General features: G+C 43.1%; 11 protein-coding genes. 10 read left to right on the forward strand and 1 reads right to left on the reverse strand.

What is annotated here, in order from left to right; all coding sequences use genetic code 11:
• Positions 1–439: 439 nt before the first annotated feature.
• A complete protein-coding gene (locus HMPREF0666_RS03740; RefSeq protein ID WP_042855957.1) occupies positions 440–1,534 on the reverse strand; it encodes a lactonase family protein in 1,095 nt (364 codons plus the stop codon).
• 1,285 nt (positions 1,535–2,819) lie between these two features.
• Here HMPREF0666_RS03740 and rplM point away from each other — a divergent pair.
• The 10 genes from rplM (at position 2,820) to HMPREF0666_RS03790 (ending at position 16,133) form a co-directional block, all read left to right on the forward strand.
• The gene (rplM, locus tag HMPREF0666_RS03745) at positions 2,820–3,284 is read left to right on the forward strand and encodes a 50S ribosomal protein L13 (RefSeq protein WP_009010990.1); all 465 of its coding nucleotides are present in this window, start codon (positions 2,820–2,822) and stop codon (positions 3,282–3,284) included.
• 11 nt (positions 3,285–3,295) lie between these two features.
• Positions 3,296–3,682: a 30S ribosomal protein S9 gene (gene rpsI, locus HMPREF0666_RS03750; protein ID WP_004358788.1), complete on the forward strand. Its 387-nt coding sequence runs from the start codon at positions 3,296–3,298 to the stop codon at positions 3,680–3,682.
• Between the two features lie 254 nt (positions 3,683–3,936).
• A complete protein-coding gene (gene rpsB / locus HMPREF0666_RS03755) occupies positions 3,937–4,752 on the forward strand; it encodes a 30S ribosomal protein S2 (protein WP_009010991.1) in 816 nt (271 codons plus the stop codon).
• A 124-nt stretch (positions 4,753–4,876) separates the two neighbouring features.
• Positions 4,877–5,875 (forward strand): translation elongation factor Ts, encoded by a 999-nt coding sequence (gene tsf, locus HMPREF0666_RS03760; protein WP_009010992.1) that lies wholly within the window; start codon positions 4,877–4,879, stop codon positions 5,873–5,875.
• Positions 5,876–6,055: 180 nt separating this feature from the next.
• Positions 6,056–6,673 carry a fumarylacetoacetate hydrolase family protein gene (locus HMPREF0666_RS03765; protein ID WP_009010993.1) on the forward strand — a complete coding sequence of 206 codons (618 nt, stop codon included), beginning with the start codon at positions 6,056–6,058 and terminating at the stop codon, positions 6,671–6,673.
• Between the two features lie 208 nt (positions 6,674–6,881).
• Positions 6,882–10,472 carry a type IX secretion system sortase PorU gene (gene porU, locus HMPREF0666_RS03770; protein WP_009010994.1) on the forward strand — a complete coding sequence of 1,197 codons (3,591 nt, stop codon included), beginning with the start codon at positions 6,882–6,884 and terminating at the stop codon, positions 10,470–10,472.
• 60 nt (positions 10,473–10,532) lie between these two features.
• A complete protein-coding gene (porV, locus tag HMPREF0666_RS03775; RefSeq protein ID WP_009010995.1) occupies positions 10,533–11,699 on the forward strand; it encodes a type IX secretion system outer membrane channel protein PorV in 1,167 nt (388 codons plus the stop codon).
• A 187-nt stretch (positions 11,700–11,886) separates the two neighbouring features.
• Complete coding sequence (ispF, locus tag HMPREF0666_RS03780; protein ID WP_009010996.1) at positions 11,887–12,390, forward strand: 2-C-methyl-D-erythritol 2,4-cyclodiphosphate synthase; 504 nt, start codon at positions 11,887–11,889, stop codon at positions 12,388–12,390.
• An 851-nt stretch (positions 12,391–13,241) separates the two neighbouring features.
• Entirely contained in the window at positions 13,242–14,966 is a 1,725-nt protein-coding gene (locus tag HMPREF0666_RS03785) for a hypothetical protein (protein WP_009010997.1), read from the forward strand.
• An 81-nt stretch (positions 14,967–15,047) separates the two neighbouring features.
• Positions 15,048–16,133, forward strand: a complete 1,086-nt coding sequence (locus HMPREF0666_RS03790; RefSeq protein ID WP_009010998.1) for a DNA/RNA non-specific endonuclease — start codon at positions 15,048–15,050, stop codon at positions 16,131–16,133.
• The last annotated feature ends 211 nt before the right edge of the window (positions 16,134–16,344 follow it).

Below are 16,344 nucleotides of genomic sequence, written 5' to 3' on the forward strand. Positions count from 1 at the left end.
ATTGAATACTTTCTTTTTGTCAAGTAATATTGAAAACGTCCCTCTAATTCACTACAAAATTACGTATTATCATTCAAAATACGGGTATATACAAATGCGTTTTTTAGATATTTAACAAGGCACATACACCTTATAAATCAATGAGTTAAGAAGCTGATACAACAGTTAAAAAGTAAAGAATGGATAGTGATATTTAGGAGTTAAGGAGTGAAAGGGAGTTAAGACAATGGCATAACAAGGATTTTAGGAGTTAAGGAGAGAAAGGGAGTTAAGACAATAGCATAACAAGGAATTTAGGAGTGAAGAAGCATAAGGGAAAAGACTAATGACTAAACTCCCTTTCACTCCTTAACCCCTTAACTCCACAAAAAAGCGAAAGGGAATAGACTAATGTCTTAACTCCCTTTCACTCCTTAAAACTCCTTAACTCCAAAGGACACTACTCTGGATAGAACTTGATGCAGACAGGGTGACTAAGGATAACATCTTGATTAGTATTCTTAAGCATACCCGTACTCTTATCACGTGAGTAAACCTGTATTGAGTTGTCATCACGGCAAGCAACAAGAAGGAACTTACCATTTGGCGTGATAGCAAAGTTATGTGGGTGTTTGCCTGTACGCTGTGCACCGACACGAGTCAATGTACCATTGTTATTTACACGGAAGATTGTGATACCATCACCCTTCAGACGTGTACTGGCATAAACAAACGAACCATCAGGACTAACATGGATATCAGCACCACCACGTGCGTTAGCGTAATCGGCAGCAATAGACTGGAGTTCCTTTAACTTACCATCACTATAACTGTAAACAGTCACCTTACCAGACAACTCACTCATAAGGTAAGCATACTTACCATTAGGAGAGAAAACAAGATGACGTGGACCAGAGCCTGGCTTCACATGAGCAGCAATACCATGGTCCTCTAACTTCTTATTACGTTCATTATAAGAGAAGCAAAGAATACGGTCGCCACTGAAGTCGGTTGTAAGGATATAACCATCAGGCGCAAAGATAGCACAATGTGCATGAGGCGTGTTCTGACGTGAACGGTCTGGTCCTCCTTTCTTACTACCTACCTGAAGCAAAGACTTACCAAGTGTACCGTTCTTAAGAATTGGGAATACAGAGATTGTACCACTAGAGTAGTTAGCTGTAAGCGCAATCTTGCCATCTGTAGCCACATAACAAGGGTCAGCACCATGTGTCAGCTGAGAGTTCTTAAATGCGAAAGTACCGTTTACAGGGTCGTAACCAATACTATTGAGAACAGCCGTTGCATTGTTCTTCTCGCTAACAGCATAGATGTTACGCCCATCCTTACTGAAAGTAAAATAAGAAGGGTTGTCTACCTTCAACGAAGTAATGCCTGATGCCGTACCCGTAGACTGGTCGAAAGAGAAGGAATACAATCCCTGACTACCTGCATCGGTATAAGTACCAACAACCATCTTAATATTACTGTCGGCAAAACCGATTACAGGAACGAAGGCTAAAGCCATGCTTAACAATTTAGATTTTAATTTCATCTTGGTTTATATGTTTATGTTCAATATTTAGATCTCTATCGTATCATCCGCCCTACGCAGCCCTCTTTGAGAAAAGACATAGCACAACAATACGTTGTTGCAAAAATAAATAAAACAATTATAAGACACATTCTTTTTTATCATTTTTGGCTATACAGACTGAATTTTAAGTTTTTGAAATCATTGATAAGAAACATAAAAGAAAACAAGAGAAATCTGTTTTTCTGTATAGTTCTGTGAGAAAAAGAGTCTCTTTAGGAAACTCGATCGAAAAGGGGCACCTAAGTTTTGGACTTTGAAGAAATGTCACACAGAGAAATGGAGAGTAAAGGAGATTATCAATACAAAGCACTGATAGGCTCGGAGGCACCGTCGCTACGTGGAGCGACAAAGGTAGTTTGCCTATTCTATTAGTAGTTTTATATACAAAGCATTCATCCCAAAAGAGTTATCAAGAATCTGTACGCTACACCTCCGCCGCACTTTGTGCCATCGACACCTCCAGGAAATTGCCTTTATCTCCGTTCCCTCCATCTCTCTGTGTGCTTTATTATATGAGAGTTTTAGTTTTTCAATTCAAATTTCGAAAGAACCATAAAAGTTGGTGAGACACGACAGCTATACCATTTCTGATAAATCAAATTTGCTGTCATATCTATCATCTACAACAACCTTGTAACTAACTTATTTGCAAAGAGATGGCTCTAAATGTTAAATATGACAGCAAAATGAATTTAAACTTCTCTTGTATAGAATGATATAATTAGGGGTCATACTATTTGGAAAGTGAAGGCAATAGAATAGGGTACAAAAAGACAGAATAACAAAGAGTCAGATGAGTAGTTATTCCTTTTGTTATACACTGAACTAACATAGCCATTCTCATCACCGTACATAACTCATCAATTCTAAGAAAGGGAAGCTAAACGGATACACCCTTTATATAGGATAAGGAAATAAGGGAAAGGAGTAAGACTAAATGCACATATAGTCATGTACAGATATCATGGTATTCACTCCCCATTTCAAAAAACCTCATGATAGATAGTGATACTCATGTTAATTTAGTTAAATAATCATAAAAAATACGTAGCTATGCTATTCAAACCTTTTATATAAGGTTGAAAATAAGTACCTTTGCAGTCCGATTATTAACGGGGATACACTTAGAACCCCATACGATACGTGTTAATAGTGTTGTCTTTGGCCGGACAGCATGGTTAGGTCAAGCACAGTCGTAGAAATAGAAAACGTTTTTTAGTAGTAAAATTATTAATTTTTTAGAATGGACACTTTAAGTTACAAGACTATTTCCGTAAACAAGGAAACAGCTAAGAAAGAGTGGGTCGTTATTGACGCGAGCGATCAGGTTGTAGGTCGTCTTTGCTCTAAAGTAGCTAAGCTTCTTCGCGGAAAGTACAAGCCAACTTTCACCCCACACGTAGATTGTGGTGACAACGTAATCATTATCAATGCAGCTAAGGTTGTATTCTCTGGTAAGAAGGAGACTGATAAGGTTTACACACGTTATACTGGTTACCCTGGTGGTCAGCGTTTCAACACCCCAGCACAGCTTCGTACACGTAAGAACGGTCTCGACAAGATGATTCGTCATGCTGTTAAGGGTATGTTACCAAAGGGTCCTTTAGGTCGTCATCTGTTGGATAACCTCTATGTTATCGAAGGTACAGAGCTCAACGGTCTCGAGGCACAGAAGCCAAAGGCAATTGATATTAACCAGTATAAATAATAAGGAGAAAGATGGAAGTAATTAATGCAATTGGTCGCCGTAAGAGCGCTGTAGCGCGTGTTTACCTCTCAGAGGGCACCGGTAAGATCACAATCAACAAGAAAGATTTAACTGAATTCTTCCCATCAGCTATCCTGCAGTACGTGGTTAAGCAGCCACTGCAGTTGCTCGGTGTAGAAGGTCAGTATGACATTAAGGCTAACCTCGATGGTGGTGGCTTTACTGGTCAGAGCCAGGCACTGCGTCTTGCTATCGCTCGTGCACTGGTTAAGGTTAACGCTGAGGACAAGAAAGCACTTAAGGACCAGGGATTCCTGACACGCGACAGCCGTACTGTTGAGCGTAAGAAGCCAGGTCAGCCAAAGGCTCGTGCTCACTTCCAGTTCAGTAAGCGTTAATATTTCCTTTATGTTCTTTGGGACATTAAACTTAGGACATTGAACCATACAGTCTGCTCTATTCAATAAATAGAAAGACAAAGGTTCAAAGTGTAAATACCAACGTTCAAAGGAATAAAAGGAAATGGTTTAGTATCTAAACTGACGCGATTCCTTATCGGGGGACTACCCGTCAGTTGATTCTAACAAAGCGTGGTGAAGCTCATTCGCCAAGAAAGAATTAAAAAGAACGTAAACAAGTAAAAACAAACAAAATGTCAAGAACAAATTTTGACCAGTTATTGGAGGCAGGATGTCACTTTGGCCACCTCCGTCGCAAGTGGAATCCAGCTATGGCTCCTTATATCTTCATGGAGCGTAACGGTATCCACATCATCGATCTTCACAAGACTGTAGCTAAGATTGACGAGGCTGCAGAGGCACTCAAGGGTATCGCTAAGAGTGGTAAGAAGATTCTGTTCGTCGCTACTAAAAAACAAGCTAAGGAAGTTGTAGCAGAGAAGGCTGCAGCTGTAAACATGCCATACGTAAACGAGCGTTGGGCTGGCGGTATGCTGACCAACTTCCCAACCATCCGTAAGGCAGTGAAGAAAATGACGAACATCGACAAGTTGATGAACGACGGAACATTCTCTAACCTCTCTAAGCGTGAGCTTTTGCAGATTTCACGTCAGCGTGCTAAGCTCGAGAAGAACCTCGGTTCTATCTCAGACTTGACTCGTTTGCCATCTGCACTCTTCGTTGTAGACGTAATGAAGGAGCACATCGCTGTTAAGGAGGCTAACCGTCTCGGCATCCCAGTATTCGGTATCGTTGATACCAACTCTGATCCAAAGAACATCGACTATATCATTCCAGCTAATGATGATGCTAAGGATTCAGTAGAGGCTATCCTCGCTGCTTGCTGCGGTGCTATCGCAGAGGGTCTTGAGGAGCGTAAGGCTGAGAAGGCTGACGAGAAGGCTGCTGCAGAGCAGGCTGAAGAGGCTGCTGAGGCAAAGCCAAAGCGTGCTGCTCGTAAGGCAGAAGAGGCTCCAAAGGCAGAGAACGAGGCACCAGCTGCTGAGTAATTAAACGAAACATAGTGGGCGCTGGTGAGTGCTAATGAGCTTCTATATTATTTATAATACGTGAAGTTTATTATCCCTCATCAACGCCCACAATATTTAATAATATTAGAAAGGAAAACAAAAAATGGCTGTATCTATTGAAGATATTAAGAAGCTCCGCGCTATGACAGGCGCAGGTCTGGCTGACGTAAAGAAGGCTCTCACAGAGGCTGAAGGCGACTTCGACAAAGCAAAGGAATTGATTCGTGAGCGTGGTTTGGCTATCGCTGCTAAGCGTTCTGACCGTGAGACATCAAACGGTTGTGTACTCGTAAAGCAAGTTGACGGCTTTGCTGCTATGGTTGCTATCAAGTGTGAGACAGACTTCGTTGCAAACGGTCAGGACTTCATTGCCCTCGTTCAGGAGATTCTGGACGCTGCTGTAGCTAACAAGTGCAAGAGCCTTGATGAGGTTAAGGCTTTGAAGCTCGCTAATGGTGAGGATGCTGCAACTGCAGTTCAGCAGCGTTCTGGTGTTACAGGCGAGAAGATGGAGCTCGACGGCTACAACTTCCTTGAGGGTGAGAACTTGTCTGTTTATGACCACATGAACAAGCACACTCTCGCTACTATCGTTCAGCTCAACGAAAACAACGAAGAGGCTGGTCACAAGGTAGCTATGCAGGTTGCAGCTATGAAGCCAGTAGCTCTCGACGAGGCATCTATTCCACAGTCTGTTAAGGACGAGGAGTTCAAGGTAGCTGTTGAGAAGACTAAGGAAGAGCAGGTAGAGAAGGCTGTTGTTGCTGCTATCAAGAAGGCAGGCATCAACGCTAACCTCGTTGACAGTGATGACCACATCGAGTCTAACATCAAAAAAGGTTGGTTGACACGTGAGGAAGCTGACAAGGCTATCGAAATCCGTAAGACTGTATCTGCTGAGAAGGCAGCAAACCTCAATGAGGGTATGATTCAGAATATCGCTAAGGGTCGTCTGAATAAGTTCTTCAAGGAGAACTGTCTCGTTGATCAGGAGTTCCAGTTCGGTGATGGTGACAAACAGAGCGTAAATGAGTGGCTTAAGGCTCAGAGCAAGGATCTTAAGATTGTTGCTTACAAGCGCTTCACTCTCTCTGCAGAGTAATCATAGAGATTCTTTAGAAGAAAAATATAGGAGTTGCAGGAAAGCCATCAGGCTCCTGCAACTTTTTTTTTGGCTAATAAGGCTAATAAGCCTAATAAGCCTAATAGGCCTAATAGGCCTAATAAGGCCAATTAGGCTAATAAGGCCAATAAGGCCAATAATCCCCCAAAAACATCAATAATGAAAATCTTTGCAGTCGGCATGAATTATGCCGAATATAATAAATCGCAAAACGAAACGTTATCTAAAAAGGAAGGACCAGTTATCTTCACAAAGGCTGACTCTGCCCTACTGAAAGATAAAAAGCCTTTCTTCATTCCCGATGACTTGGGAACGATTGAATATGAAACGGAACTCGTGGTGCGTATCTGTCGATTGGGTAAGACCATCTCAGAGCGTTTCGCACATAGATACTACGATGCTGTGACAGTTGGTATTGACTTCACAGCCCGTGAATTACAGCAGAAGCTGAGAGCACAAGGACTACCATGGGACCTCTGCAAAGGATTTGATGGTTCGGCAGCCTTAGGCGAATGGATACCAAAGGAGAAGTTCCTTGACATACAACGACTCCGCTTTCACCTTGATATCAATGGGCAAACCATTCAGGAAGGATGTACAAGTGATATGTTATACAAGGTAGATGAAATCATAAGTTACATCAGTCGCTACTTCACCCTCAAGACTGGTGACATTCTCTACACAGGTTGTCCATCAGGTTGTGGACCTGTACATATCAATGACCATCTGGAAGGATACATAGAAGAGAGAAAGGTTCTCGACTTCAATTGCAAGTAAAGAAGACAAGAAAAGATAGACTATCAAGAGACTATCACCCGTGGTTTAGAAAACTATGCATTGTTAACTAACAAGTAGCTTGCGTCTCTCTTCATTTTACCAGCACAAGGTATAGAAGGTAATACGTGTTCAACAAACAAGCACAAATAAGCAAACCGAACAAAGGGAATAACTGACCAAAAGACATAAGGAGGAATACATAGATAAAATGACGAAAGGATTCAACGAGCTGATAATGAAACGTTCAGCAATACTCTGCCTCATTCTCCTGTTGAGTTGTATAAAGCTATCAGCCCAGCAGCAAAGGTTTTTCAATCTAACAGTTCAAGATGTGACAATAGACTCAGTATTGCCACATTTCCACTATGCGATTCCCATAGGTGAGCAATATGCTGATTCTATCTACGACTTAGAGATACGTTACCCAGAGTTCATAGATATGAGCCAGACTGACATAGCCCGATATAATGCACTGACAAGTATTATACCACCCACATTACCAGAAATACACCAGCAGATGACCGTCGAACGCAAGCGTGGCGTATTAGAGATTTCTCTAATGCCAATCGTTCAGCGCAACGGAAAAAAGCAGTTCCTCGTCAGTTTCATGATAGCTCTTACATCGCATCCAAAGAAAAGGACGACAAAAGAGCTTACTACTCGTGCTGGTAGTGGAGCCTCATCTACTACTACAAGTCGCTATGCAGAACATTCCGTTCTCGCCAATGGTAAATGGGCAAAGATACGTGTTCCTGCCAATGGTGTCTACCAGTTGACCAACGACCTCATCCGCCGTGCGGGCTTCTCTAATATAGATAAGGTGAAAATCTATGGCTATGGCGGGCACTTACAAAAGGAAGTACTAACAGCAAATGACATCATTTCGCATGATGACTTAAGAGAGGTTCCTACCTATAATAGTAATGGTAGACGCCTTTTCTACGCTCGTGGCCCTATCAGTTGGGAAAGTAACACATCTGTGAAGAGAGTCCGCAATCCCTATTCAGACTATGGCTATTATTTCCTAACTGAGGATAATAACACTGCACCTACGACTATTTCAGACAGCACCACCTTCCTTAATAGTTTCTATCCATCGGCTGACGACTACCATAGTCTACACGAAGTAGACAATTTTAGTTGGTATCATGGAGGGCGCAACCTCTTTGAAGAGACACCATTAAAGCTCAACGAAGGTAAGATTTTCACCTTATCTAATAAAGCACATGCGCCAAATGCAAAACTCACAGTAGCCATAACAACAGGTTCCTATACCTCAACTGTAAAGGTAGAAGCAAATGGTCAACATCTGGGCGATATCAGAGTATCACCTCAAGACTCCTTTGACAAAGGCTACGAGGAAATCAGGACCTACACCCTCAACACACTCCATGCTGTTGATAGTATCAAATTAACCACTCTGTCAGGCGGTCCTGCACGTCTTGACTACCTCGTCATGACTTACCCTACGCCTGCGCCAGCTCCCTTTTTAAAGGCTTCCTTCCCTACACCCGAATATGTTTATAATATAACCAACCAAGACCATCATGCTGACGAGCCTGTCAACATGGTGATTATCATCCCTACAAGTCAGAAGTTATTAGCACAAGCAGAACGCTTAGCAGCCTTCCATCGCACACACGATAACATCACTGTACGCATTGTTCCAGCAGACGAACTCTATAACGAGTTCTCCAGTGGGACTCCTGATGCTATGGCTTACCGTCGTTATATGAAGATGCTTTACGATCGTGCTACTACCACCAACCTCCCACAGTCGCTCCTTCTCTTTGGCGATTGTGTATGGGATAATCGTATGATGACCAGCGCCTGCCGCAATCTCAACCCCGATGACTATCTCTTGGCATACGAGAGTGAGAACTCATTCAGCGAGACCGACTGCTATATCAATGATGGTTGGTTTACGTTAATGGATGATGGTGAGGGAGGAGACTTACTGAGACGTGACAAAGAAGACCTCGGAGTAGGTCGCTTCCCAGTTACTGATCCCTCTGAAGCAAAGATATTAGTCGATAAGACTATCAGCTATGCAGAGAATAAGAATGGTGGGAGTTGGGAGAATGTCATCATGTTCATGGGCGATGATGGTAACAACAACCTTCACATGCATGATGTCAATGAGACCGCAGAGACCATTATGTCGACCTATCCCGACTATCAAGTAAAGAAGGTGATGTGGGATGCTTACCCTCGTGTATCGTCTGCCACCGGTAACACCTACCCTGAAGTAAGTGCTATCATCAAGCAACAACAATCACAGGGTGCACTTATCATGGATTATGCAGGACATGGAAAAGAAGACCAAATATCCCATGAAGCAGTGCTACGCCTTAATGACTTTGCTAATTTCACCAATGCTAATCTACCTCTTTGGATTACTGCCAGCTGTGACATTATGCCTTACGATGGTACGATCCCGACTATCGGTGAAGCGGCAATGTTAAATAAGAAAGGTGGTTCAGTAGCCTTCTGGGGTACTACCCGCACGGTATATGCCTACTATAACAAGGCTATCAACACCGCTTTCCTTAAGCATGTACTAAGCTTTACAGATGGAAGACCAACCACGTTGGGCGAGGCGCAGCGTTTAGCTAAGTGTGAGTTGATTAACTCAAACAGCGACCTTACACCGAACAAGTTGCAGTATGCCCTATTAGGCGACCCTGCCCTCTCCCTTAACCTCCCTACCTTAGAGATTAAAGTAGAGACGATGAACGGACAAGCCCCCAATGCGTCAGGCTCAGTTACACTCAAGGGTGGCTCGGTTGTGACCGTCAAAGGGTACATAGCAAAGGCCGGAAACAAACAGACCGACTACAAGGGACTACTCACAGCGACCGTTCGTGACACGAAAGAACTCATCACTTGTAAGCAACAAGAGGAGACATCCGCAAGTGCTTTCCAGTATTATGACCGCCAGAAGGTGCTCTACAATGGTACTGACAGTATCAAGAATGGCGAGTTCACCTTTACCTTTGCCGTACCACGCGACATCAACTACGCAGCAGGTACGGGCCTGATTAATCTCTTTGCCATTAATGACAACCACACCCTCATGGCCCAAGGTCACGAAGAAGGGTTCACGATTGATGGCTCTGAAGTTGTTTATAATGATTCCATCGGACCATCTATCTATGCTTATCTCAATTCACCTTCGTTCGTTAATGGCGGTGAGGTAAACAGCACTCCATACTTCTATGCACAGATAACAGACAAAGATGGCATCAATGCCTCTGGTAATGGTATCGGACATGACATGCAGCTGACTATCGATGGTAAGTTGACACAGACCTACATCTTAAACGACAATTTCCGATATGACTTCGGTAGCTATACCTCAGGAGCAACAGGTTTCAGCATACCAGAGCTCTCTGAGGGTCCACACACGCTACAGTTCCGTGCGTGGGACATACAGAACAACCCTTCAACCGTCACACTTCAGTTCAAAGTTGTCAAGGGATTGGCCCCAGAAATCTATAGTGTCAATGCCTCAAAGAACCCAGCCACGACAGAGACAACCTTTATCGTTACCCATAACTACATTGGTTCAGATGTGGATATAGACATCGAAGTATTCGATATGAGCGGTCGACTCCTATGGCACCGCAGTGAGACTGGTGTTGCATCGGGCAATGCCATCACCGCCAACTGGGACCTTACCGTTGAGAGCGGGGCAAGACTCAAGACGGGAGTCTACCTCTATCGAGTACGCCTCAGCAGTAATGGTGCCACAAAGGTATCGAAAGCTAAGAAACTAATTATCTTAGACAATAAATAAGACAAATAGAACGTTCCTATCCATATAGCAACATAAAACAAGCAACACAATTAAAACAGAATGATTAATAAGCTTCGTATAGCCATCCTCTCACTGACGGCACTTGCCTCGTCTACCGCTTTTGCGCAAGAGAAGAAGGATATCTTTAACCCTGTCAACACATCAGTTACTTCACAGACTATTGCTCCAGACGCACGTGCGGCTGGTATGGGTGATGTTGGTGTGGCCACTGACCCTGATGTCAACTCACAGTATTGGAACCCTGCTAAATATCCTTTTAACATCTCTCGTGCGGGTGTCTCACTGAACTATACGCCTTGGCTCCGCCAGTTAGTGAGCGATATTGACTTAGCCTACCTTGCTGGTTACTATCGTATCGGTGACTATAGTGCTGTCTCAGCATCATTGCGTTACTTCTCTTTGGGTGAGGTGCAGATGACTGATGGCTCTAATATGACCATCAACCCCTACGAGATGTCATTGGATGTAGCCTACTCCTTGATGCTAAGCGAGCATTTCTCATTAGGTGCAGCGGTACGTTGGATATACTCCGACCTTACCTATAACTATACAGACGACACCGCTCCTGGTTCTGCCTTTGCTGCCGACCTATCATGCTACTACCAGAACTATATCAATATCGGCGAACGCGAGTGCCAGTTAGGCTTAGGTATGAACATCTCAAACATCGGCTCTAAGATTACCTTCGGTGGTGACAACCGTTCTGAGTTCATCCCAACCAACCTCCGTTTAGGTGCTTCCTTGATGGTTCCTATCGATGAGTTCAACCGTTTTACCATTGCTGCTGATGCCAACAAGTTATTGGTTCCGACTTATCCAAAGCGCAGGGCTGATGAGACACAGGTAGACTATGACAATCGACTCCAGAAGGATTACTATGACGTATCATCTATCTCTGGTATCTTCAAGAGCTTTGGCGATGCACCTAATGGTGCTTCTGAAGAGTTACAAGAGATACAGTGGAGCTTAGGCGCAGAATATACTTATAATGACAAGTTCTCCCTTCGTGCTGGTTATCACCATGAGAGTGAGAACAAAGGTAACCGAAAATACTTCACTGTGGGCGCCGGCTTTAAGATGAATGTCTTTGCTTTAGATGCGGGATATGTCATTGCAACGGCCAAGAACAACCCACTCGACCAGACTCTCCGTTTCTCCCTCACCTTTGATATGGATGGTATTAAGGACTTGTTTAAGAGAAGATAAACAACAACTGGCCCCTCCCCCAACCCCTCCCCAAAAGGTAGGGGAGTGATTACTACAATTAGCAAAATCCTTGATAGTAATCTTCTTTACATAAGTATTATAAGACTTTTAATATAAACCAATAAAAACCTATCCCTTGCATTAAACATCCTCTACCTTAGAAGAGCTTGGGAAAGTCCCCATTATTATGACCAATTCTACTCAACCCATCCCATCTTTCCGTGTCGGAATGGGATATGATGTACACAAACTTGTGGAAGGACGCGACCTTTATTTAGGTGGTATTAAGATTGAGCACAGCCTCGGTCTGCTCGGACACAGTGATGCCGACGTATTGATTCATGCCATCTGTGATGCCTTACTCGGTGCTGCTAACATGCGTGACATTGGTTATCACTTCCCCGATACTTCTGCTGATACGCTCGATATGGACTCTAAGATTATTCTTCGCAAGACCATTGACCTCTTAGCAACAAAGGGTTATCGTGTAGGAAACATCGATGCTACGGTGTGTGCCGAGCGTCCAAAGATAAACCCACACATCCCTGCTATGTGCAAGTGCTTGGCTGACATTATCGGTTGCGACGTCGATGCCGTATCTATCAAGGCCACCACTTCCGAACGCATGGGCTTCGTTGGTCGCGAAGAGGGCATGGCCGCCTACGCTGTATGCCTTATCGTGAAAGGCTAATAGTCACCGCATAGACAACAGATAAGCTACGAATACATATCCGTACTATCCTATCATCATCATAAAAACCAAAGGCTGAAATCCAAAAGAGGGTTTCAGCCTTTTTTCGTTTGGTGGTTTCGCCTCTTTTTACTCCTCCACAGAGAGGGACATAGCCACCAAGATAACCCTACAAAAGGTAGTTCTATCCCCTGCCCCACCCTCTCTGGGAGGAGAATAGAATGTGAGGTTACCCCTATTGGACTATGAATAATAGAAGATAGAACACCAAATATATACAGAGGACGTGTGAGAGTAGAATAGTCATCGCTCCCTCTTCATTCGAGGAAGGGCCAAGGATAAAACACTTTCTTCGCTCTTAATGTCAACTTTTTTCGCCTCTTACACATCCAAGACATGCTCCACAAGGTGCAAGAAGAGGCCTTTCTACATCCAAGAACATGCCCTTCAAGGGGCAAGAAGACGCTCTTCTTGAAGCAAGAAAGGCATCTTCTTCAACGCCTTCTATAATCATCTGATTATATGAAGGTTACAGACTCAGTTCTTGATAGAATCATACTCCTTTCTTGAGGGTTATTGACACAACAATTCGTAATACTTTTTTACCATCCCAATAACACCTCCAAAATGTAGTATGTTGCTCCATAATACCCGTAAAGACTATTTGCTTAGCAGCTCGTCTCGTCTTTCTACTCCGCTGAGAACAGCTTTCAAGGAACAAACCTACCTTCTTAACGGCTTTTTCCAATAAAAAACATTAACTTTGCAATATAACCATTTGAAGTTTATCCTTTAGCGTTTAACTCGTAGGTAATAACAATTAAAAACCAACATACTATTTATAAAAAAGCATGAAACATTTTTTACACATCTTAGTACTAACACTTATATTGGCTTTGCCATTACGAGTTTGTGCTGACACAGTTACCTTCGATTTCACTACTGACGAAGGACTCAAAGCTTTAGGCATAGAGAAACCCAAACAAGGAAAGGCTGCAAATCTGTCTGACAAGGGCTATACACTCCAAGATGTAACCTTAACGCAAAAGAAAAACAATGCCTCAACGCCTACACGAATATGGAACTCTAAAGGCAATATAGAGTTACGTTTCTATGCAAATAGTGAGCTTACCCTTAGCGTACCAGCAGGGAAACAGATTACAAGTATTATTTTTACTGGTAACTTGAAAAGCACATGTAACAGCGGAGCACTAAATGGATTGTCATGGACAAACAATAATTCTGTGATTAATTCAGTGACTTTTAAAGCATCTGCAACGAATAATATCAATACGATAACAGTAAATTATTCGGCAACACAACCAACGAAACCTATCGCAAAGGTGAACAGTATCAAAGAACTGAAGGCCTTAGCAAGCGGAACAAAGGCTACCCTCACCCTCACCGATGGCAATGAAGGCAGTATGGCACGTGTCCTTTACGTATTCGGAACAGGTAACACACAGGAGGCATACGTACGTGACAAGACGGGTGCAGTATGCTTCTATGGTATCAATCCAAACGTACCTTTCGTTAGCAACCAGCACTTAGCAGGACAGATTACAGGTGAGTATGTCGTGGAAAATGGTGTTCCATGCTTTAAAGCTATCCCTAATGTGACTAACACCTCACTGCTTGTCATTGCAGCACCTGTTACTGAACAAGCTGTCCAACCAAAGGAGATTGAAGCAAAGAATTATCTTGATAACACTGCTGATTGGGTATGCTTGAAGGACCAGACACTTGTCGATGATGCCCTCACCACGCAAGACGGTATTGTCATCAACAACCGCTTTGGTAGTAACAATAAATACACTGCACCGTATCAAGGCGCTATCATTGACCTTGCAGGAATCGTTGTTCCGAATAGTGAAAGGAAGGAAATCAACCCAATCTACCTGAATAACCATCGTCCTATCACCTTTGTTATTGACGAAGAGAAGGCTTTTGTATTGCCTCAAAGCGATATTACGGACGCAGCTGTCCGCCTTAAGCGTACGTTCTCAGCAGACCATTGGGACACTTTTGCCGTTCCTTTCGACATTGAAGAGAAAGACTTAGCCGGTGCGAAGATAGCAACATTCACCAAGCAGGTAGAAGATAATACCATGATATTTGATGATAAGCAAACCCCAATAGCAGCAGGTAAGCCCTACCTCATCAAGTGGAACATCGAGAACCCTACCTTTGAAGGAATAACACTCAAGGCGACAACGACAGAGACAGTAACATCAAACGATGGACTATACAGTTTCGTGGCTGTTTATAGTCCAAAAACTCTCGCCTTGGATAAGACTGAACGTTATCTCTCTACAGATGAAAGCCTCAACTATCCAGTAAGTGCTGACAACAAGGCCAACCTTCTGAAAGGTTTACATGCCTACTATCGTGTACCAGCAACAGCGACTGTTAAGATTTCATTCTCATCGACACCAAATGCGATTACACGCCCTTATATGCTTACAAATAAGGCGATGAAGGTTTATAACCTCAATGGTCAATACGTGGGTAGTACGCTCACTAACCTACCAAAGGGAGTGTACATCGTGAATGGACATAAACTGATTATCAAATAAGAAGAGACACTACGTTATGAAGAAAACATATAACACACCGATGATTATGAACATTATTGCTAAAAATAAGGAGGATTAAAGATGAAACAGAATATTTTCACTTCACTATTGTTGCTCCTTAGCATAACAGCTACAGCACAAAATAAGAAACAAACCATCACGATTACTACCAAATTAGGCGAGGTGCATACCTACGTCATGGGTGAAACGATAGATAGTACACGTGTGATTGAGGGCGTGGGGATAAAGGTCTACCCTAAGGGAAAGACTGTTTCAGAGGATTTCCTCTTCTCTCAGATAGAATACACCATCACTGAAAACGTCACACCTAACCCCGAGCCAATAGGTAACAATTCCAATCGTAACACTGCCGACGACCTACAAAAGAACCGCGAGGGTTGGCGATTGGAGTTCCCACGCTTCTATCAAGGAACCAACAAGACGTATGAAGTGACACATTACACTACTGAGGCGAACCTTGGAGAACTGCGTAACTACTCTATCGAATGGGACGCTAAACTCAAAGCAAACCGTTGGACCTGCTATGAACTGTATGATGTTCTCCTGCAGAAGAACGTAAAGAGACAAAATGCCTTCCAACAAGACCCAGAGATACCAGCAAATGAACAAACCTCACTTGACAACTACAGTGGGAGTGGCTTTAGTCGTGGACACCTCTGCCCATCTGGGGATAGGCTCTATTCTGCCGCTCAGAACAAGCAAACTTTCTATCTAACGAATATGCAACCACAGATACAAGGTCACAATGGTGGCGTATGGGGGAAGCTTGAAGAGAAGGTACGCGATTGGGCTGGACGATGTGATACGCTCTATATCGTGAAGGCTGCCACTATAGACAAGGACGAGTATATCTGTAAGCAAGCTGATTTGGATGAGATGGCAAAGAAGGAATCATCCGACAAGTCACTTCATTTCAATGGTATCGTACCAAAGTTCTTCTATATGGCACTGCTTGCTTACGACAAGAAAACCAACTCCTATCGTGCTCTCGGTATTTGGTCGCCTCATTACAATAATAGTAAAAGCGAGTTTATCACCATACAGGAGTTACAGAATCGTACAGGTATAGACTTCTTCTGTAACCTTAGTGACGATATAGAGCAGGCTGTAGAGACAACCATCGACCAAGCGTACTGGGGATACTAACAGCTTTAGAGGTTAGTGTGTGACGTATAAAAACATGAAATAAAAGTTGCTGTCACTCCTGTCATACCCTTACCTTCCATATACCCTTAACCAACAACGAGTTATGAGAAGTGTTAAAAATGACAGCAAACGAAACTAAAACTAAAATAGGTTATTGAGATAGAGATTCTATATCAATAACCTATTCTATTTTAAGGAATATTCTTTTCGA

It is taken from the genome of Prevotella sp. C561 (genome assembly GCF_000224595.1).
Taxonomy (GTDB): Bacteria; Bacteroidota; Bacteroidia; order Bacteroidales; family Bacteroidaceae; genus Prevotella; species Prevotella jejuni.